Origin of the sequence: Ruminococcus sp. MSJ-25 (assembly GCF_018917825.1) — a bacterium.
Classification (GTDB): domain Bacteria; phylum Bacillota; class Clostridia; order Oscillospirales; family Ruminococcaceae; genus Hominimerdicola; species Hominimerdicola aceti.
In genome coordinates, this window is record NZ_JAHLPI010000012.1 from 1 (window position 1) to 20,794 (window position 20,794).

Below are 20,794 nucleotides of genomic sequence, written 5' to 3' on the forward strand. Positions count from 1 at the left end.
ATTGTCGAGTGGCTTGGCGGAGGATTATCCTGCAGCAGCCACATAAAGCGAATATCGGTTTTGCAGAGTTTTTCTATTTTTCGCAATGATTCGTATCCGTTTTCCATAAATGCAAACAGCATTACTTTCAGCAAAGTTTCTTCTTCATATCTTGGACGGCCTGTCCTGCGGTCCTCAGTCGTCAGGTATTTACTCAGGTCAATATGATTCATCACTTCACAAAATGTATATACCGGGTCAGTTGTTTCAATTATTTTTTCAATTTCTATTGGAAATTTTAATTGATATGGTGTATAATATTCTTGTGGTTGGTTATTCATGATACTTTAATTATACCACAAAAAAAGACTGCTGTCTTGCTTTTTGGCAAGATCGCAGCCTTTTTTCTTGGGGACTTTTTTTACAGTCCCTTTTTTGTTTATAGGGTGACAAATAATGCAAACGGGACGTCGGGGGCGCCGTCCCCTACAAAGCAAAAAGGTTGTATACTGTACAAAAATTTGTACAGTATACAACCTTTTTTGTTATTTATCACATGGTGCTTGTCTTGACATTATCTGCATTGCGGCTTTTAGACCGTCAACGGCGGCGGACATTATGCCGCCTGCATAGCCTGCACCCTCGCCACAGGGATAGAGATTTTCCACGCTCAGGGAAACCATATCTGCGTTTCGTGTAATGCGAACAGGGGAGCTTGTACGGGTTTCAGGTGCGGTGAGCATTGCACCTTTATCGCCGAAGCATTTCATTTTTCGTGAGAAATTCTGCAAGCCGCCCTCCAGCATATCCGTCACGAATTTAGGAAATACATCACGAAGCTCTGTCGCCTTACAGCCGAGTGCATAGGTGGGTGAAACTGTGCCTGCTATTTCAGGCTTGCCATCAAGAAATCCGCCAACTGTCGTGCCTGCGCCTTTATATGAGCCTGTGAGAGTATAAGCTTTTTGCTCTATAGACCGTGCGAAAGCCACTCCGTCAAGTGGGCAGTGACCAAAGTCGTCAGGGGTAACGGCCACGACAACTGCAGCGTTTGCGTTTTCACCGTCACGGGCAAACTCGCTCATGCCATTTGTGACAGTGCCTCCGCTTTCGGAAGCTGACGGCACAACTGTACCGCCTGGACACATACAAAAAGTGTAAATACCTCTGCCGTTTTTATCACGCCATGAAAGCTGATATTCACCCTTTGGAAGCAGTGGATTGCCTGCATGGTCACCGTATAAGCTTTCGTCCACAGCCGCCTGCTTATGTTCTATTCTTGCACCGACTGAGAATGGCTTAGGCTCAAGAAAAATGTTTTTTCGCTGCAAAAGCTCAAAAGTATCCCTTGCGGAATGACCAATAGCAAGTATAACGGCAGACACTTTTTCGTCCTTTTCACCTGCTGATATAGTTTGCACTTTGCCGTTAGCGATAGCCAGATCAGTGAGGGCAGTGTCAAATCTTACCTCGCCACCAAGCTCTATTATCCTTTTTCGGATAGCCGTGACGATATTTCGCAGATTGTCAGTGCCGATATGCGGTTTAGCTTTTGTGAGGATCTCTTTCGGCGCACCGAAATCCACGAAGCGTTCAAGAACATATCTGCAAAGAGGGTCTTTTATTCGTGTGGTGAGCTTGCCGTCAGAAAATGTGCCTGCACCACCTTCACCGAATTGCACGTTGCAATTGGTGTCAAGCTCGCCTGTGAGCCAGAATTTCTGTACCGCCCCAGTGCGTTTTTCCATTGAGCTGCCACGCTCTAAAATAATCGGTCTATATCCCTGTTCGGCAAGGGCAAGCCCTGCGAACATTCCTGCCGGTCCAAAACCTGCAATGACAACTTTGCCCTCTGCTTTTTTTGTGGATATGACAGGCTTGTAAACACTGCGCTCAACATAGGTCAGGGAAGTGTTCTTCTCACAAAGCTTCTTTTCAAGGTCGGCACTGTCAAGTGTCACGAAAACTGAGTGGACAAAGTGAATGTCGTTTCGCTTTCGTGCATCAAGAGAGCTTTTGTGTATCTCGCAGTCTATGGCGTGCTTTGAGGCACTGCCTAGCTTTTTCAGAGCGGTGGAGATAACTTCCTGCTCTGTTGCGTTAAGGGGGGAACTTATTTGATTTACTATTATTGGCATATATCCTCCTGCGTTTTTACCGAAAAATCGGGACGAATAGATCGTCCCGATAAAATTCTATTAGTCTGAAACAACTATCTGTATCTCGTTTTTGCCGAAACCCCAAACGTTGTTGTAGGTCGGCGAATAGATTATAGCCTCTCGAGCATAAGAACCAGAGTCAATTATGTCGCTGAGATTGACCTCAGCGTATAAGTCGCTGTCTTTAAGATTGTTTATCACATCTTCAGGACCGTAGACCTTGACGTTTGTGAGCTTTTTTGTTTCTATCTCAGTGGACTTGCCTGACGGCTTGCCCGTTGTGATGATATGGTCTGATGTTATGGTGAACTCCTTCGAGGTGTATCCCTCTGAGTCAAAGGATACACGAACGTTTTCATCGCCATTCATATTGATCTCACCTGAGTTGAGAGGGATCTTGAAGCTGAACACCTTTGCAAGGTTTATCTCTGAAAGGTTTATGGAGCCGATAGTGAGCGTTTCTGTATCTGAGTCGTCAAGATTTGGCGATACCACAGATATCTCTTCCTCGGAAAGCTTCAGCGGCAGTGAGCTGACATCAAAATTATCCGTACAATTAGAGATATCTACCTTTAGCTTTGCTGTCTTTTTCTTGTAGATAACAAAATTCACATCGACAGACTTTGTATCCTTGACTTCTATTTTAGATGGATCAACAACGTTGTCGTCATCGTCATAGAATACGATATCCTGTGTATTGATAGTCGTGTCCTCGGATATTTTCTTTGATTTTGAGATCTGTGCCACTGCTTTGCTTATGTTGTCAAGGTCATTTTTCGGACCTTCAACTGTTATCTCGCTTGGCGATGTGGTAGTTTCTTTAAGGATATAGCCCTCCTCAGCGCTTATGAGCGGGGCTTCTGCGGTGAGTGGGATAGTCTTTGTGGTAAGTCTGTCAAACTCCACAGAAACAGTGTCAGGGTTGACAGAAACTACAGTTACCTTGTCAGTGGAATGTGATGACTTGACATCAATGTCAAGGTCGTAGGTACCCTCTTTTGTTACGTCATCAAGATTGACAGTTGCCACAAGATCTGCGGCAGTATAGCTGCCTATCTCATAGTTCATGCCCTTTATCTCAACGTCTACGGAGATATCCTTATAGTTGAGAGCGGAAAGTCCTTTTTCTTTTGCCTGCGTTCCGTCAAGTGAGAACACAACAGGAACGTTTGTTATAGTCTTATTTATTGTAGGATACTGAGTGATAGAAAGGGCAAACCATATTATTACAGCAATGATTATGGAAAGTATTCTCAGACCAAAGTCTGCACCATGGCGATTTTCTTTTTTAGCCTTTTTTACTTTTTCCATTTTGAAATCACCCTTCCTGCAAAAGAATTTTCTCTAATGGAATTAGCGTCCTTTTCAGGCAAAAGACGATTGTCCAGAAGTCTTTTCAGAGAGTCCTTTGAATATCCTCTGGTAAGCTCTCCGTTTTCGGCAACTGAGATGTTGCCTGTTTCCTCAGATACCACGACTACTATTGCGTCAGAGTTTTCGCTCATTCCGATAGCTGCACGGTGTCTTGAACCGAGTTGTTTGTTTATAAGTTCGTCTTTCTGCGGTCTTGGCAAGAAACAGCCTGCCGCAAGTATTATTCCGTCTCTGATTATTACAGCACCATCATGGAGCGGTGTATTCGGGAAGAATATGTTTCCGAATATCGCTGTTGACGGTATGCAGTTGAGTATCGTTCCTGTAGCTATCTGTTCACCAAGCTTTGTCTTTCTCTCACAGATTATAAGCGCACCTGTTTTGGTGGAAGAAAGACTTGCTGCAGAATCACATATAGCGTCAATAGCTTTTTTCCAATGTTCGGTGTTGTCGTCAGAGTCACTTGAGCTAAAGAAATTAAAGCCACCCAGACTTGTTCGTCCAACCTTTTCAAGAACACGTCTGAGTTCAGGCTGAAACATTATGATAAGAGCAAGGAAGCCCCACTGGAAGCAGATCTTCAGCAAAAATCTGATAGTTTGCAAATTAAAGAATACTGCAAGCAGGTAGCAGCCTATAAGTATAAGGATACCTTTTGTGAGCTGCTGCGCCCTTGTTTCGCGAATAAGCTTTATGCCGTGGAATATCAGAAAGGAGAGGATAGCAATATCGACAATGTCATTAAGACCTATTGATGTAAAAACGCCCCAAATAGCGTTTATAACATAAGCGATACTGTCAAGCATAGTTCACACCCTTTCGATAATTTCTGTAAATGTAATGAAAAAAACAAAACAAATACAGATGATTTTATATATATTAATAGTATATCATATTTTTTCGCAAAGTACAAGGGTTGAACAAGATTTTTTTTAATAAAAAGCGGACCTTTTTCAGCCCGCTTCTATATCAGCTCTCTTTTGGCAGATAAAATCTTCCTGAGAGTTTTTGTGTTTTTACTTCGTTTATGAAGGCTTTCGGATCGGCTTCTTTTACAGCGTGTATGACTTTTTTGGTCTGTGCCGCTGATACTACTGAATAGACGATCTGTCTTTCGCAGTGTCCATAAGACCCCTCGCCGTCAAGTATGGTCGCGCCATGCTGGCTCACTGCATAAATAGCGTCTGCTATCTCTTTGGGCTTGTTTGTTACGATAAGCAAGGTGCTTTGCTGGAATTTTTTGTAGAGCATATGCAAAACGGTTGTTGAAGCATATTGAAAGATGATAGAATACAGTGCTTTGTCCCAGCCGAACATAAAGCCTGCAACACACAATATGACCGCATTGAAGCCAAGTATAACATTGAAGGTGTCCATATTGCTTTTTTCTGAAAGATAAATGGATATAAAGTCCGTTCCACCTGATGTTGCACCACGATTAAGGCAGAGGCTAATGGCAACGCCGTTTATCATTCCTCCGAAGATGCTTATGAGAAGCACGTCCTGGGTGATTATGTGGTCGGGGATAAGGTCGGTGAAAAAGCTGTTGAGCAGTATCATCACGCAGGAAAATGCCGTGAACTTTTTGCCGATAAATCTGAAACCGATATACACGGGGATTATGTTCAGAGTTATGTTTATGATGCTGAACGGAAGCATTATGCCTGCAAGCTGTTTCACTGCACGCTGTATGAGTATGGACATTCCTGTCATTCCGCCTGGGTAAAGACCGCCTGTGTTTACAAAGGTCTTTGTGTTTAGCGCCATGAGAAAGGCGGCGACAGTCACGGCGATAATTGTGAAAATGTCTTTTCTGATATCTTTTTTCATGGCTTTGCCACTCCTTTCATATGTCAGCAATTATTCTCCTTTAAGCTCAGCAAATTTTTTCTGCATGGTAGGGTTATTTTTGGTAAGGCTCTTGATAGTGAGAGCGTCAGCCTTTTTATTAGCAAGGCGCAGATTGTTTTCTGATGAAATAAGATTTTCTTTTATCTTTGTGAGATGTGCTATAGACTTGTCTATTTCTGTGATAGCTTCGCCAAAACGTCTGCTTGCAAGTTCATAGTTTCGGGCAAAGCCCTCCTTGAAAGTGTTGATGTTTTGCTCAAACATTGTGATGTCGATATTCTCGTTGCGTACCTTTTCAAGCTCTTCCTTATAGGAAAGGGTATTCATGGCGGCATTTCTCAGTATGGTGATTATCGGTATAAAGCACTGAGGTCTGACTACATACATTTTATCGTAAGCATACGAAACATCTGTGATGCCTGCGTTATAAAGCTCGCTGTCGCTTTCCAAAAGTGAAACAAGTACAGCGTATTCGCAATTTTTCTGATGTCTGTCCTTGTCAAGCTCTTTGAAGAAATGCTCGTTCTTTTTCTTGGTGGAGGTGGTGTCCTGCTCGTTTTTCATTTCAAACATTATGGATATTATCTCCACACCGTTTTCATCACATTCACGGTATATAAAGTCGCCCTTGCTTCCTGAGCTTGCGTCGTTATCCTTGTCAAAATAAGCGTTTCTGAATGCGGTAGCTCTTATCTTGTTGAACTCGTTCATGCAGTGCTGTTCAAGGCTCTCGCCCACCATTTTTGTAGACAGACGGCTTTTTAGGTCTTTGTAGTATGCGATAGCTTCGTCCTTGCTTTTTATCTGTGCATTAAGCTCTGCAATAGTGGAATTTTTCTCACTTTCCACTTTTGAAAGTGCAGTGGTAAGCTCCAACGCCTTTTCAGTATCCTTATTTTTGATATCCGTTTCAAGACGTGTTATCTCCGCTTTATATTCATTTTCTGACTTTTGCATTTGCAGAGTATGCTCAGAATTGAGCTGCTGTATCTGCATATCACGCTGGGATATCTCCTGCCTGAGCTTATCCTTTTCGCTGTTGAATTGCGATCTTGCTTTCTCCACAGCCATTGATATGGCAAGTTCTTTTTCTGTGGTCATGGATTTGGTCTGAGCGGTAAGCTGTGCGATAAGCTTTTCGTTTTGACTTATCTGCTCCTTTAGCTGTTCAAGCGTTTTTTCATATTCGGCTCTTGTGCTCTCCTGCGCCTTTGTGACTGCAAGTGTCTTTTCACTCTCACCGTTAGCCGCAGCCGCTTTCAGCTTTTGTATCTCCATATCCTTATCATTGACAGCCTTTGTATACTTGCTGTCAAAATCAAGCTTAGCAAGCTTCAAAGCCTTGTCTTTTTCATCAGCCACACGCTTGTCAAGCTCTTTATCAAACTCAGCCGTTTTTACCTGTGCCACGATAGCCGCATAGCCCTGTTCATCAACTTTGAATACTTCTCCGCAGTGGGGACATTTTATTTCAGACATTTTATGTACCTCCGATTTTTTGTTTTTTCTTTAATATGATTATATCATATTTTATTCTCCTATACAAGAAATGAAGAAGATTTTTTTACGACAAAAAAGCAGGAACGTAAAAATCACGCTCCTGCCAATTTGTTGAAAAGCCCAACAGTTAGCGAGCGACCAAAGGTCGCCCCTACATAAAATAGCTACGTCATTTGTAGGGGACGGCGCCCTCGACGTCCCGCTTGCTTGTTTTTTTTCAGCACTCTCAGCAGGAATGTAAAAATCACGCTCCTGCGAAAATTTAGCCGAGTATTTTCTTTATATCTTCTTCAGGGGTGCTGATAGGTGTAAGCTGGAACTTATCCACCAAAACGTCAAGCACGCCCTTTGAAACGAATGCAGGGAGGGTCGGTCCGAGGTAGATGTTCTTTATGCCCAATGAAAGCAGGGTGAGAAGTATGCACACTGCCTTTTGCTCATACCATGAAAGCACAAGTGTCAGCGGCAGATCGTTCACGCCGCAGTCGAACGCCTCGGCAAGTGCAAGGGCTATCTTTATGGCTGAGTATGCGTCATTGCACTGTCCGCAGTCAAGTATCCTTGGTATGCCGTCGATAGTGCCAAGATCCATATCGTTTATGCGGTATTTTCCGCAGGCAAGAGTTAGGATAAGGCTGTCAGGCGGCGTGAGCCTTGCGAAGTCTGAATAGTAACTTCTGCTCGGTGACGCACCGTCACAGCCGCCTATGAGGAAGAAGTGCTTTATCCTGCCCTCTTTCACAAGGCTTATTATCTTTTCGGCATTTGACAGCACTGCGTTGTGTGCAAAGCCTGTTGTTACTGTGTGACCGCCGTTCATGCCTGTCATTTCTCTGTCCTCGTCATAGCCGCCGCACTCAATGGCTTTTTCTATAACAGGCGTAAAATCCTTGTCGTCGCCAATGTGCACAAGCTCAGGATATGACACGATAGAGGTGGTGAAAACTCTGTCGCAGTAGCTTTGACGGACAGGCATTATGCAGTTTGTCGTGAAAAGTATCGGTGCAGGGATATTGTGAAATTCCGACTGCTGATTTTGCCAGCCTGTGCCGAAATTGCCCTTTAGCTGCGGATAGGCTTTGAGCTTTGGATAACCATGGGCAGGGAGCATTTCACTGTGAGTGTAGATATTCACTCCTTTATCTTTGGTCTGCTCAAGGAGAAGTTTCATATCGTGCAGGTCATGACCGCTCACGACGATAAAAGGCCCTTTTTCAATGGTCAGTGGAACTTCTGTAGGGACAGGATCGCCGTATGCGTCAGTGTTTGCGGCGTCGAGAAGTGCCATACATTTCAGGTTCACATTGCCTGTTTCAAGCACCAGCCCTAACAGCTTTTCAGGGTCGTTCTCACTGCCTATGGCACGCAGAGCCTTGTAGAAAAAGCTTGTCACCTCGCTGTCAGTTTTGCCAAGTGCCTGTGCGTGATAAGCATACGCCGCCATACCCTTTATTCCGAAGAGGATAAGTGATTTCAGCGAGCGGATATCCTCATGATCGTTCCACAGTTTTTTCATGTCGTAGTCATCAAACTTCTGAGAGTTGATGCGGTTTCGCTCAATGTGTATCTCCTCTGTGAGCTGTTTTATGGTGACATTATTGAAGTTCACGTTCGTGATAGTCGTAAAAAGCCCTTTGAGTATGAGCATATCTGTTTTTTCAGTTGGCGAGCCATTTTCTGCGGCGTTTGCAAGGGCGATAAGTGCACCGATAAGCTCGTCTTGATAAACTGCTGTGTCGGCTTTTTTGCCGCATACGCCTACTTTTCCGTCACAGCCTGTGTTGTGTGCAGTCTGCTGACACTGGAAACAAAACATATCTTTCATTGGTAAGACCTCCGTATATTTGTGATAGGTCTATTATGTACCGATATGTGAAATTTATTCCTGCGTTTTATGAGAAAAACAGCCTAACAGCCAGTGCAGAGAATACAAATCCCATAAGGTCTGAAAGGCACGCCGCCGCAAATACCGAGGGATAAGCCTTTTGTTTTATGGCTGAAAAATATACTGCTATGGTGTAGAATGTGGTTTCCGTCGACCCCATTAAAACGCTTGCCACACGTCCGCTGTAGCTGTCAGGGGAAACGCTTGAAAGAATGGTTTCAAGGCAGGCGAGTGCGCCGCTCCCTGAAATGGGTCTGACTATGGCAAGGGGTATGCACTCTTCCGGAAAGCCCAGAAAAGTGGTCACAGGTCGGAGCAGTTTTGCTATAATATCAGCCGCACCTGACGAGGTGAACATTCCCACTGCTGTCATAAGCAGAATGAGCATTGGTATCAGCCCCACGGCGATTTTGAGGTTTTCAGTCGCACCCTCGCAGAACACGTTCACTATATCCACCTTTTTCACAAGCCCATAGCAAAGTATAAAAACCATAAGCGCAGGCACGAAAATGTCACCGAAATTCATGGCGTTCGTCCTTTCTGAGGTTGAGGGCATAGACCATAAGACAGCCTGCGGTCACGGAGATAAGGGAGGAGAAAATGATAGCAGGTGTTACGTCAAAGGGGGATACTGCACCGTGTTCAAGGCGCATTGCCGCAATGGTGGAGGGGATAAGCTGAATGGAAGCTGTGTTAAGCACCACAAGCATAGAAATGCACTTCTTTCGTGCCGCAGGCGGAAGATTCTGCATGGCTTTCACGGCGGCTATGCCTGAGGGTGTGGCGGCATTGCCTAATCCTAAAAGGTTTGCGGTCAGGTTCATTGTCACGGCATTCATGACCTCGGGGCAGTGTGTGGCATCTCTGAATAGTAGCCTTGTGACAGGGGATAGCATACGGGCAATGACCGCTGTTATGCCAGCCTCTTCACATATCTTCATAAGTCCGCCCCAAAGACACATCGAGCCACTCAAGTATATGACAAGCTCCACCGCTTTGTTACAGCCTTCAAGAGAAGCCACTGATACTGCTGTCATGTCGCCTTTAAGAAAACCGCATAACAAGGCGGATAGGGACAATATCACAATTATTACGCTTAATATAATTAACACTCCTTTCAGTTAGTATTCATATCAAGTTAATATATAAAAAACTTTGACAATAAGTGTGAAATTTTGGTGATAACGCTTGACAAATGTAATTATGTTTGTTATAATATGTTTATCATAAGATTTATGTTAAATGAAATACTATTTTTGTGTTTCAAATTAATTTAAAGGGGATTGATTTTATGAAATCTACAGGAATTGTAAGAAAAGTTGACGAGCTTGGAAGAATAGTTCTTCCTATCGAGCTCAGAAGAACCTACGACCTTGCTGTTAAGGACGCTATCGAGATCTATACAGATGATGACAAGATCATTCTGAAGAAGTTCCAGAGAACTTGTATCTTCTGCGGAAGCGGTGAAGAGTGCGTTGAATACAAGGGCAAGACAATTTGTGCAGCTTGTATGGCAGAGCTCAAGGGTGAAGCTAAGTAATTACATATTTGTAGTAATATTATGAAACAGACAGGACGGACATGAAAGTGTTTGTCCTGTTTTTATTTTATGTGATAGAAAAAGCGTGTATGCAAAAAAACATACACGCTTTTTTATATTATAAGCTTTTTGAAATCATCTTCGCTGCCATTAAATACCGTCATGTGGAGATATTCGCCGCTTTCATAGAATGAGAATTTTACACGGTTGGTATAAGTCCAAAACGTCCAATCCATATCCTCGTCAGGCTTTGAAAACAGGCTCTCATACCATATCTTGTCCTTGTTAAATCTGCTGTCTGAAGCAACGATGTTTTTGTACGTCCGTTCTGTGCAGTATATGACAGGTCTTACGCCGTATTGCTTTTCTATCCTGTCGCAGAAGTCTGCAAGGTTATCTGCGGCTTCATAATAGTCAGGGGGCAAAAGTCTGTAAAGTCCTCTCAGTCTTACCTCCACTGCAGGGATAAGCCTGCCGCTTAGATCCTCGCCCACAGCATTTATGAAATGCTCTGCCTGCTCAGTGCCGTCAGTATCAAGCTCAAGCACATGATATGCTCCCACTGATATATCAGTGTCCTTTGAGCCGTTCCAGTTGTCACGGAACGCACCGTCCTCAAAGGTAGTGCCTTTGGTGGCTCTTATATAGGCGGTCTGGATATTCTGCTTAGCAAAACTCTTCCAGCGTATCTCGCCCATTGACTCTGTTACAACAGGTCCTCTTATTGGATAGTCACGCTTTTTCGGCTCATTGAACCACAGTCTGCCTGTATACAAAAGCACCGCAAGGTTTATCACAAGCACAACTGCACACAGTATTATCAGCCGTTTTACGAGCTTTTTCAGAAATCTGTGACGCGGCTTTTCTTCCTCGTAGACCTCGTAATTTGTGTAGTTTGAAAGGTCACGATCGTCATACTCGCTGTCTATTTTGTTTATAGCTTCCTTGTCAAGCTTGAATTTCTTGCTGCGTTTCATTAGCAGTATCCTCTCGGTTAAATTCCTCAGAATTTGCGATAAGCTCCGCAAAGGTATATGTGTCAAGCTTGTTCCTTACCATTTCAGATATCTCGTTAAAAGCTTTCTGATAACAGCAGATACCGTCTGCACCTCTGTTGCAGGTGCAGTCTGGGGAAAGACATCTTGAAAAATAATATGTACCCTCTATGGCTTCAAGAACGTCTTTCAAGGTAAGCTGTGCAGGGTCTTTATTTATGATATAGCCCCCCTGCGTGCCTTTATATGACTTCACTATATCAGCCGCAACAAGCTTTCTCAGTATCTTCAGCGCAAATCGAAGTGTAACGCAGGCATCATTGGAAATGGTCTTTGCGTCCATTTTGTCTTTTTCGCGGCATAGAACGGATACTATTCTTACTGCGTAATCCGCCTCAAGTGTTATAAACATTTATTTCCTCCGAAACTTAGTCAAGATAATCTCTTACCTTGTTGCTCCTGTTAGGGTGACGGAGCTTTCTGAGAGCCTTTGCCTCTATCTGACGTATTCTCTCACGGGTAACGTTGAACTGCTGACCTACTTCTTCAAGAGTTCTTGAACGTCCGTCCTCAAGACCAAAACGCAGTCTGAGCACCTTCTCTTCTCTCTCTGTAAGAGTGGAAAGCACCTGATTTATCTGCTCTTTAAGAAGCACAAGTGAAGCGGCTTCTGCCGGAGCCGGAGCGTCATCATCAGGGATAAAGTCGCCAAGATGTGAGTCCTTCTCCTCACCGATAGGTGTTTCAAGAGAAACAGGGTCCTGAGCGATACGCATTATCTCTCTTACTCTTTCAACGCTCATATCAAGCTCTTTTGCTATTTCCTCAGGTGACGGATCATGACCGTTCTTGTGGAGAAGCTGTGAGGATACTTTCTTTACCTTTGTGATAGTTTCTACCATGTGTACAGGTATTCTGATAGTTCTTGCCTGATCGGCGATCGCTCTTGTTATAGCCTGTCTTATCCACCATGTGGCATATGTGGAGAATTTGAAGCCCTTTGTATAGTCGAACTTTTCAACGGCTTTGATAAGACCCATGTTGCCTTCCTGGATAAGGTCAAGGAAGCTCATTCCTCTGCCCACATATTTCTTTGCGATAGAAACAACAAGTCTGAGGTTTGCTTCTGCCAGTCTTTTTCTTGCTTTTTTAGCGTCCTTTTCATTGCCGCTAGACATCTTTTCTGCAAGCTGTATCTCCTCCTCGGAGGTAAGAAGCGGCACTCTGCCTATTTCCTTAAGGTAGATCTTAACCGGGTCGTCGATAGCGATCCCGTCAGTTGAAAGGGAAATATCAACGCCGTCCTGATCCAGATCGTCTTCCGGGTTTACCATGTCAAGGCTGTCGTCGGTGATGATATCATCAATTATCTCAATGTTATTTGCGGCACAGCTATCATAGAAGCTGTCCATTTGCTCGACGTCATAGTCGAGCTTTTCAAGAGCGTCAGTTATCTCTTTTGTAGTGAGCTTGCCTGTAGTTTTGCCGTGTTCCATAAGGTTATCAAGTATCTGTTTCTTGTCTGTCATTTCAAACACTCCAATCTCAATTTTTACATCGGTTGATCTTTGCTAATTCTTTTTGCGCATTTCTTCAAACTTTTTGAAGAAGTCATCGTCGGATATATCCTCCTGTTTCTCCTTCGGCTTGTAGTTTAAAAGCACATTTATATAATCCTCAGCGACCTTGGCGTCAATGCCCAGTTCGCTGTATTTTTCCAGTATCTCCGTTATCTTACCCACTTCCTCGGGGGAAAATTCACCATTAAAAGATGATACAGAGCAATCCTGCAAATCTGTTATCTTGCTCGTCAGGCTTTCGTAAACACGCCTATTGAAGCTGGTAACGAATTTGTCGGGCGGAAGCCTTTTGAGAACATCTCCGCAGGCGTCATGATTATTGTAGAGATAATATATGATACCCGCTTCGGCGGCGGATTCTCGTCTGTGTTCATTGGCTTCGGGGTTTATGGTGTCACGTTTGTCAGCGAAAGTTATAGTGCGAGTCCATTCCTTTTTGCTATACTGATAGCGACGGTTTTTAAGTATAGCATTAAGTTCTGCATTAACAGTTGTGATGCTCACATTCTGTTCAGCCGCCACCTTTTTTGCGTATATCTCACGCTCAGTAGGGGAGCTTATATCCGCAAGGACTTTATAGGCTTTTTTGAGATAATCTATCCTGCCTATATCAGTGTCCATATCAATGCCGTCTTTGCATTTGTCTAGCTCAAACTCTATTGCACCGTCTGATTTTTTCAGCAAATGACGAAAGTGGTCTGCTCCGAATTTGTTTATGTACTCATCAGGGTCTTTTGCACCGTTCATTTTTATAACGGTGGTCTTAAGGCCAGTTTCACCTAGAATTTTTATTGCTCTCGTTGTGGCTTTCTGACCTGCGCCATCTGCGTCATAGCATATGACAACGTTGTCTGCATAGTTGGATATTATCTTCGCCTGCTCAGGGGTGAGCGCAGTTCCGCAGGAAGCTACGGCATTCTCAAAGCCTGCCTGATTAAGGGAAATAACGTCAAGATTACCCTCGCACAGAAGAATGGTCTTATCTTTCACTGCGGCGTTTTTGGCGAAGTTCATGGAGAAAAGAAATCTGTTTTTTGAATACACAAGGGTATCTTTTGAGTTAAGGTATTTTCTCTTATCGTCAGGTGTGAGCGCTCTTCCGCCAAAGCCCACTATATGACCTGCAAGGTCGATAAAAGGGAACATCGCACGATTTACGAAGAAATCGAACGTATTTCGGGTATTCTTCTGTGAACGTGAGATAAGCGAGCCTTGCTCCAATTCTTCCTCGGTGAAGCCCTCAGAGAGCATATAGCTTTTCAAGGCAGACCAACTGTTTGGTGCAAAGCCCATTCCATATTTCTTTATGGTTTCAATACTGAGCTTACGCTTATTTATAAGATAGTCAAGACATTCCTTGCCCTGTGGTGTCTTTAGCTGATGATAGAAAAACCTTGCGGCTGTTTTATTCATTTCATAGAAGCGCTTTCTGGTATCGGTGCGCTTGCTGTCATAGCCGTTATCCTCCGGAAGAGGCACTCCGCCACGTTCTGCAAGGAGCTTAACAGCTTCCCAATAGTCCAGATTATTGTACTTCATTGTAAAAGTGATAACATCTCCGCCTGCTCCGCAGCCAAAGCAGTGAAAATACTCTTTGTCAGGGTGAATATGGCAGGACGGGGTTTTTTCGTTGTGAAAAGGGCAGAGGCAAACATAATCTCTGCCTGTTCTTTTGAGGGTGACATAGCTGCTCATGACCTCTGCGATAGGGTTGGCAGCTTTAAGTCTTTCTATAAAATCTATAGGCAGCGGCAAATTTCTTCCTCCTTGGGTATGCGCTAATACTTTGTCCACCCCAATGGGATAAACAGATTTTTAAAGGTCTCAATGGCAAAGCCGTCTGTCATGCCTGATATGTAATCGCAGATAGCACGGTCAATTCCAAACTGATAGGCGAGATTCATATAAAAGGCAGGCAGCTTTTCGATATGATGAACATAGTAGTCATAGAGCTTTGCTATCATGTCTTTAGCCTTGACTTCTTCTGATTTGCACTTTGGATTTGTGTACACAAAGTCAAACATAAATTTATGCAGTGCAGTGTAGGCGTCACTCACTTCGTCGTCCATATGCAGGTTTTCAGCTCCGCCCTTGATAAGCGAGGTCACAAGAGTGGTTATCCTCTTAGACTTGGATCCGCCAAGCACCTTGGTGATACTTTTCGGGATATCCTCTTCGGTCATAATGCCAGCACGAACGGAATCGTCGATATCGTGATTTATATAGGCGATAACGTCTGCAAATCGCACAACATAGCCCTCTTTCGTGTCGGCTATCATGTTAGTGTGCTTTAATATTCCGTCACGGACTTCTTCTGTGAGGTCAAGACCCTTGCCGTCTTTTTCCAAAATGTCCACTACACGCAGGCTTTGCTCATAGTGGTGAAAGCCGTCAGGGCTAAGCTCGTTGAGAGCCCTTTCTCCTGCATGACCAAAAGGTGTATGACCAAGGTCATGACCCAGTGCGATAGCTTCGGTGAGGTCTTCGTTGAGCCGCAAAGCCCGTGAGATAGTCCGTGCGATCTGACTTACCTCAAGGGTATGAGTAAGTCGTGTTCTATAATGGTCGCCTGCAGGGGACAGATAGACCTGAGTTTTATGCTTCAGCCGTCTGAAAGAGTTGCAGTGAAGTATCCTGTCACGGTCACGCTGGAAACACGTCCTCAGCGGACAAGGTTCGCAAGGCTTTTTACGCCCTTTTGAATCAACAGACAAGCAGGCGTTTTCGCTCAGAAATTGTTTTTCAAACAACTCGGTTTGTTCTCTCGGCAGCACAAAAATTCCCCCTTACAGTATATAAAACATACTAACTCTATATAATATATACTATAATAGTTCAAAAAAGCCTTTATTTTTACATAAAGGCTGAATGTTTTTGTATAGTCGTACAAAGTTCACGCAAAATCAGCAAGAAGATTTGTTTCTTCTGACAATTCAAGCTTGCCGCAGGATATATCCGTAAGCTGTTTTTTTAGATTGTCTGCAAGCTCAGACTTCACAAGAAACGCAAGATCTACAGAATCGGCAAAGTCCTCTTTTTCCATTATCACGCCATATTCAGGCAGCGCATAGCTGACCTTGCCATAAAGTGTATAGTCGCAGGAAAAGGATATTCTTGAACACTCACACATTTTCATTTTTCTTGCAGCGTTCACCGCCATTGAACAGCCCTGAGAATAGGCTCTTGTAAGACCGCTTGCCCCCAAAAGTATTCCACCGAAATATCGTGTCACCACCACACAAACGTCTGTAAGCCCAGATTTGTTTATTACATCAAGCACAGGCACTCCGCCTGTACCCTGTGGCTCGCCGTCGTCGCTGTATCGCGAAACGTTACCCTCTCTCAACACATAGGCATAGACGTTGTGCCTAGCCTTGCGGTTTTCGGCTTTTATCCTGTTTATAAATGCGACAGCCTCATCAGCGGTGCTGACAGGTGCGATATGCCCGATAAATTCGGACTTTTTCTCCGTAAAGCTCGCCTGAGCTTCCTCATAGATTGTTGTATATCCCATTTGGTTTCCTCATATAAAAGAAAAAAGGAACGGAATTATCCGTTCCCTTTGAAAATTAGTCAAGATTAAATCTCTTCTTGAATCTGTCAACACGTCCGCCTGTATCTACGAGCTTCTGCTTACCTGTGTAGAATGGGTGGCACTTAGAACAAATTTCAACCTTGATATCCTTCTTTGTAGAACGAGTATGGATAACATTACCGCATGCGCAAGTAATTGTTGTTTCCTCATACTTTGGGTGAATTCCTTCTCTCATTTGACTTCCTCCTTCCAAACTAAAATTATGACTCATAGAAGCCCATCATTTCAGTTTAGACAGTAGTTCTATGTAGTATTTATCAATATGCTGAACAAATCAGCTTTATTATTATACCATTATATACGTCACTTGTCAAGCACTTAACACTTTTTTTACATTTATCATGCTCGTTTCGACAAAACAAAAAGGCAACCCATCGGCTGCCCTTTGCTTGTGTAAAAATTTTGGAGAGGATGAAACGAGCTAAGAGTTTGATCTTAGTGTTTACATTCTTTTTCTTTCTCTGTTCTACATTACATATTATAGCCTTTAGGGGCTGTAACTTCAAGAACAGACAAGTTACATTTCACTACAATACTGTTACAAATTATTTCAATTTGTAACTTTAAAATAACTTTAAATTTTTCTTTGAACAGTCCTATTAATCGTGATCTACGCCGTATGTTGCACGGTATTCCAGCATTTTGTCAAGATACTCTTTGCCCTCAACAACACCGTCCTGAATAGCCTTGATAATATCGTTGATGTTTACGATAGAGTATACCTTTACGCCAAAGTCTTTATAAGCCTGTTCAACGGCAGAGAGGTCGGTGTCAAGAGCCTTTTCCATTCTGTCAACTGTGATGACCATGCCTGTTACGTTTACGTCTGCGGCACTTTTGAGCTTTGGCATTGACTCTCTGAGAGCCTTGCCAGATGTCATAACATCGTCGATGATTATTACCTTTTCTCCGTCTGCAAGCTTCTTTCCAACGAACATTCCGCCCTCGCCGTGATCCTTAGCTTCCTTTCTGTCAAAGCAGTAAGAAACGTCAATGCCATACTTTGTTGCAAGTGCGATAACGGCTGAAACAGCAAGAGGGATACCCTTATATGCAGGTCCGAAAAGTGTTTCAACAGGTATTTTGTTGTCAGCTATGCAGTCAGCGTAAAAGCCGCCAAGCTTTGCAAGCTGTTCGCCTGTTTTATAGTTTCCGCAGTTGATGAAATACGGAGCTTTTCTGCCACTTTTAAGAGTGAAGTCACCAAATGTGAGAACTCCGCTGTCTACCATAAATTTTATAAATTCTTCCTTGTAGGTCATATTGAACTTCCTTTCAATTATGTTATTTTGATTATACCACATTTTTCACGGCTTTGCAAGGCTTTTTTGTCTGCCGAACATAAGTCCGTGAGAGCCTGTGGCAAGGCAGAAAACGCCGTGTTCACGCATATCTCCGCATATTGAGTGTATAACACCGTATTGCTGTCTATCGGTGTTTATACGTGCGAAGCTTTCGCCCAGATCATCAGAAATATAAAAGCCGTATTCGCCACTGATATTTCCTGTGACATACATTGCAGGAGTTTCTTCAAGCCCTTTTCCAAAGCCTATGCAGTTAATCCTATCCTCAGGAAGAATATCACTTATACCCACGCTGTCACTCTTTATCTCGAAGCGGTAAAGTCCTTTTATGCCGTTTGCAAGCCAGAATACTCCGCTTTTATCTGGCTGTCTTGAAAGCTGATAGTGAGCGTATCGTGGACATTTTATGTCCATTTTTATGGACACTTCTCTGAAAGTTGCACCTTTGTCACGGCTGATGTAAAGCCCCAGATTTGCTCTTTCTGCTATGGCGAAGAAAAGATCGCTGTTGTAATAGTCCGAGAATATTTTTACGTTGTGTTCATCTGCAGAGTTTCCGCTGCTGTCCGTAAAAATGGACTTTTGCCATGTTTTGCCCTCATCGTCAGTATAGCAGACAGCCTTGTTAGAAAAGCCTCTGCCGCCTGCAACAGCCCACATTATGCGTTTGCCGTCGGCAGATATCGCTGTCCAACCTGAGTCTACATTAGGCTTTTCGATGTTGTCAAGCTTTTGGTCTATAAACTCAGAAAGCCCACGGGGCATGGTAAGTCTTTCCCACGTTGAACCGCAATCTTTGGATAAGATCAGACCACCTTTTGTTTTGCCCGTCCAGTTGCCACGGGGAGTTGCGGCTATGTATTCGGGTCTTTGGAGTGTGAAGTCTGCGTTTAGGCAGGTGATGTAGCGGTCGCCATTTTCGTTTGCAAAGGAATTTTCGCAGTCACTGTCATAGTCCTTAAAGGCAAAGCCGCCAAGGTCGCCAATGATATCTATAATGCGATTCCTGCCATGGGGAGTGGTGTATACATTAAGGTGAACAGTTTCCTCTATGCCCTCGCAGAATGGTTTGACAAGCACATCTCCGCTTGCAAGACCTGTTATCATGAACAGACCTGTTCCTGTGTTGAACAAGGCTGTGTCGCTGTCAAAAGGTGAAAGCTTTATGTCGCTTATCCAGTGGACACAGTTTCCGCCGCCGTTGTATCGTGGTTTCATGTATGGGATATTCCAATCGAAGCGGCTATATTCAAGACCATTCATTATTATCTTCCAGCTTTCACCGCTGTCGGTGCTTGTATAGATCATATCTCCGCCATTTTTTCGGCAGACAGTTGATAGCAAAAGCATTTTGCCGTTGGAACATATTCCGCTGTAGCCGCATGGGATATGGTCCTCGGGGGTGATGTCTTTGTCAAAAACAGTCACTCCATTTTCGATGCGGTATCTGTATACCTTGCCGCCTGAAAGCGAGCCTGTGTCGCAAGCATAAGCACCCATGCCGCCGTAGAATACTTCTCCGCTTGAAGCAAAAGTGATGTAGATATATCTGCTGTCGCTGGTGATACGCTGTGGCACGAAGCCGTAATATGACGAATTTTCGTATTTCACAGGGTCGGGGGCGGTGAGGGGAACGAAGCTTTTCAAGCCGTCTGTGGAGCAATACAGAGTGTGACCTCTTGTTACACCGTCAGGGGAGTTTGCTTCACCTGAACAGCCTGCGATAAAAAGTTTGCCCTCACTGTCTGTCCATATAAGCGAGATGTTTTTCTCACCAAACAGGTCTATGCTTTGCCAGCTTTCGCCCATATCATCAGAATAGATAATTCCTGCGGTCTGAGAGCCGAAATACAGCCTGCCGTTTTTGTAAATAAGTCTGTCACCTGTGGCTCTGCCAACTTCGTTTCCGTGAACGCTGCATGGCAGTGTCTTTTGAATTATATTTTCTCCCTTGTCATCAGATATGCAGATATAATTTGAGCGTTTATCTCCGCAGGTGAAAAATAGCTTATTTGGGTCGTTTTCGTCAAGGGCTATTGCAAGGGGATAGGTCTGCGCAGGGTCGTCTGCGGTAACTTTGTCTGCCAGATACGCCCAAGTTTGTTTATCAAAGTCATAGCGGTAGATACCGCCTATGTCAGTGCGTATATAAAGCGTTTTGCTGTCGGTGGGGTGGAAAGTGATACCTGTCACAAAGCCGCCTCCGCCTATTTTCAGATTGCCATATTCGTATTTGACAGGTGAAAGAAGTTTCATATTTTTCTCCATTACCATTCGATAGTTGAAACGTCAACAGGGTCTTTGTTTATCTCGACCTTATCCACCTTGCTGTTTTTGACGGTTATAACTCTGTCGGCCATTGGTGCGATTGCGGAGTTGTGGGTTATGACTATAACTGTCACACCGTCATTTCGGCAGGTATCTTGCAAAAGTCTGAGGATATTTTTACCTGTGTTGTAATCAAGAGCGCCCGTTGGTTCGTCGCAAAGAAGAAGCTTAGGATTTTTCGCCAATGCTCGTGCGATAGAAACACGCTGCTGCTCGCCGCCTGAAAGCTGGGAGGGGAAGTTGTTCATTCTGTCCTCGAGTCCCACTTTTTTCAGCACTTCTTCAGGCTGTGAGGCATGAGCGCATATCTGTGTGGCAAGCTCTACATTTTCCTTAGCAGTAAGATTATTCACAAGGTTATAGAATTGAAAAACAAAGCCTATGTCATATCTGCGGTATGTTGTGAGCTGCTTTTTATTAAAAGTGGCAATGTCCTTGCCGTCAACAAGGATCTTGCCCTCGTCGCAGGTATCCATGCCGCCGAGCATATTAAGTATAGTAGTTTTTCCTGCACCGCTTGCGCCTACTATAACAGCAAATTCGCCTTTTTCTATCTCAAATGAAACACCGTCTGCGGCATTTATGGTTATCTCGCCCATTTTGTATCTTTTATAAACGTTCTCGAATTTTACAAAGCTCATAGTCTGCACCCCCATATTGTCTTTACGTTATTGTATCACAATAATATGAACATTTCAAGGGCT

At 43.8% G+C, this 20,794-nt stretch carries 20 protein-coding genes; 1 reads left to right on the plus strand and 19 read right to left on the minus strand.

All coding sequences use genetic code 11. From position 1 onward, the window contains the following. From KQH97_RS03370 to KQH97_RS03410, 9 genes are all read right to left on the minus strand, one after another. The coding region (locus KQH97_RS03370; RefSeq protein WP_216552733.1) for a transposase at positions 1-320 on the minus strand (320 nt) is incomplete at its 3' end. Between the two features lie 204 nt (positions 321-524). Then, on the minus strand, positions 525-2,117 hold the full coding sequence (locus KQH97_RS03375) for an NAD(P)/FAD-dependent oxidoreductase (RefSeq protein WP_216552735.1): 1,593 nt from the start codon (positions 2,115-2,117) through the stop codon (positions 525-527). 60 nt (positions 2,118-2,177) lie between these two features. Then, a complete protein-coding gene (locus KQH97_RS03380; RefSeq protein WP_216552737.1) occupies positions 2,178-3,449 on the minus strand; it encodes a YbbR-like domain-containing protein in 1,272 nt (423 codons plus the stop codon). Then, positions 3,437-4,318, minus strand: coding sequence for a diadenylate cyclase CdaA (cdaA, locus tag KQH97_RS03385; RefSeq protein ID WP_117876473.1), 882 nt, complete (start codon positions 4,316-4,318; stop codon positions 3,437-3,439). Before cdaA ends, KQH97_RS03380 begins: the two co-directional genes overlap by 13 nt. Before the next feature lie 163 nt (positions 4,319-4,481). Beyond that, a complete protein-coding gene (locus tag KQH97_RS03390; protein WP_216552739.1) occupies positions 4,482-5,342 on the minus strand; it encodes a YitT family protein in 861 nt (286 codons plus the stop codon). Positions 5,343-5,372: 30 nt separating this feature from the next. Next, positions 5,373-6,842, minus strand: coding sequence for a DUF2130 domain-containing protein (locus KQH97_RS03395; protein ID WP_118123592.1), 1,470 nt, complete (start codon positions 6,840-6,842; stop codon positions 5,373-5,375). 283 nt (positions 6,843-7,125) lie between these two features. Further along, positions 7,126-8,688, minus strand: a complete 1,563-nt coding sequence (gene hcp / locus KQH97_RS03400) for a hydroxylamine reductase (RefSeq protein WP_216552741.1) — start codon at positions 8,686-8,688, stop codon at positions 7,126-7,128. Between the two features lie 67 nt (positions 8,689-8,755). Beyond that, positions 8,756-9,274, minus strand: a complete 519-nt coding sequence (locus tag KQH97_RS03405) for a spore maturation protein (protein WP_041337233.1) — start codon at positions 9,272-9,274, stop codon at positions 8,756-8,758. Then, complete coding sequence (locus KQH97_RS03410) at positions 9,261-9,833, minus strand: nucleoside recognition domain-containing protein (protein ID WP_216552742.1); 573 nt, start codon at positions 9,831-9,833, stop codon at positions 9,261-9,263. The genes KQH97_RS03405 and KQH97_RS03410 overlap by 14 nt, the downstream gene beginning before the upstream one ends. A 206-nt stretch (positions 9,834-10,039) precedes the next feature. Between KQH97_RS03410 and KQH97_RS03415 the strand changes: the two genes are divergently transcribed. Continuing rightward, positions 10,040-10,288, plus strand: a complete 249-nt coding sequence (locus KQH97_RS03415; protein ID WP_022288275.1) for an AbrB/MazE/SpoVT family DNA-binding domain-containing protein — start codon at positions 10,040-10,042, stop codon at positions 10,286-10,288. A gap of 113 nt (positions 10,289-10,401) precedes the next feature. On the opposite strand, the gene KQH97_RS03420 is transcribed toward KQH97_RS03415, so the two are convergent. The 10 genes from KQH97_RS03420 to KQH97_RS03465 all read right to left on the minus strand — a co-directional run bounded on the left by KQH97_RS03420 (position 10,402) and on the right by KQH97_RS03465 (position 20,731). After that, positions 10,402-11,265 carry a glycoside hydrolase family 25 protein gene (locus tag KQH97_RS03420; protein ID WP_117939147.1) on the minus strand — a complete coding sequence of 288 codons (864 nt, stop codon included), beginning with the start codon at positions 11,263-11,265 and terminating at the stop codon, positions 10,402-10,404. Then, a complete protein-coding gene (locus tag KQH97_RS03425; RefSeq protein ID WP_022288277.1) occupies positions 11,237-11,695 on the minus strand; it encodes an Rrf2 family transcriptional regulator in 459 nt (152 codons plus the stop codon). Before KQH97_RS03425 ends, KQH97_RS03420 begins: the two co-directional genes overlap by 29 nt. 16 nt (positions 11,696-11,711) lie before the next feature. Then, entirely contained in the window at positions 11,712-12,812 is a 1,101-nt protein-coding gene (gene rpoD, locus KQH97_RS03430) for an RNA polymerase sigma factor RpoD (protein WP_216552744.1), read from the minus strand. A 42-nt stretch (positions 12,813-12,854) separates the two neighbouring features. After that, positions 12,855-14,618, minus strand: coding sequence for a DNA primase (dnaG, locus tag KQH97_RS03435; RefSeq protein WP_181982685.1), 1,764 nt, complete (start codon positions 14,616-14,618; stop codon positions 12,855-12,857). Positions 14,619-14,641: 23 nt separating this feature from the next. After that, positions 14,642-15,637: a deoxyguanosinetriphosphate triphosphohydrolase gene (locus KQH97_RS03440; protein WP_216552746.1), complete on the minus strand. Its 996-nt coding sequence runs from the start codon at positions 15,635-15,637 to the stop codon at positions 14,642-14,644. 119 nt (positions 15,638-15,756) lie between these two features. Further along, entirely contained in the window at positions 15,757-16,377 is a 621-nt protein-coding gene (locus KQH97_RS03445; protein ID WP_117927031.1) for a YigZ family protein, read from the minus strand. 55 nt (positions 16,378-16,432) lie between these two features. Beyond that, a complete protein-coding gene (rpmE, locus tag KQH97_RS03450) occupies positions 16,433-16,633 on the minus strand; it encodes a 50S ribosomal protein L31 (protein ID WP_022288282.1) in 201 nt (66 codons plus the stop codon). Between the two features lie 424 nt (positions 16,634-17,057). Beyond that, positions 17,058-17,720 carry an orotate phosphoribosyltransferase gene (pyrE, locus tag KQH97_RS03455; protein ID WP_216552748.1) on the minus strand — a complete coding sequence of 221 codons (663 nt, stop codon included), beginning with the start codon at positions 17,718-17,720 and terminating at the stop codon, positions 17,058-17,060. 45 nt (positions 17,721-17,765) lie between these two features. Then, entirely contained in the window at positions 17,766-20,018 is a 2,253-nt protein-coding gene (locus KQH97_RS03460; RefSeq protein ID WP_216552750.1) for a sialidase family protein, read from the minus strand. Between the two features lie 11 nt (positions 20,019-20,029). Continuing rightward, on the minus strand, positions 20,030-20,731 hold the full coding sequence (locus KQH97_RS03465; RefSeq protein WP_171028866.1) for an ABC transporter ATP-binding protein: 702 nt from the start codon (positions 20,729-20,731) through the stop codon (positions 20,030-20,032). Positions 20,732-20,794: the final 63 nt, after the last annotated feature.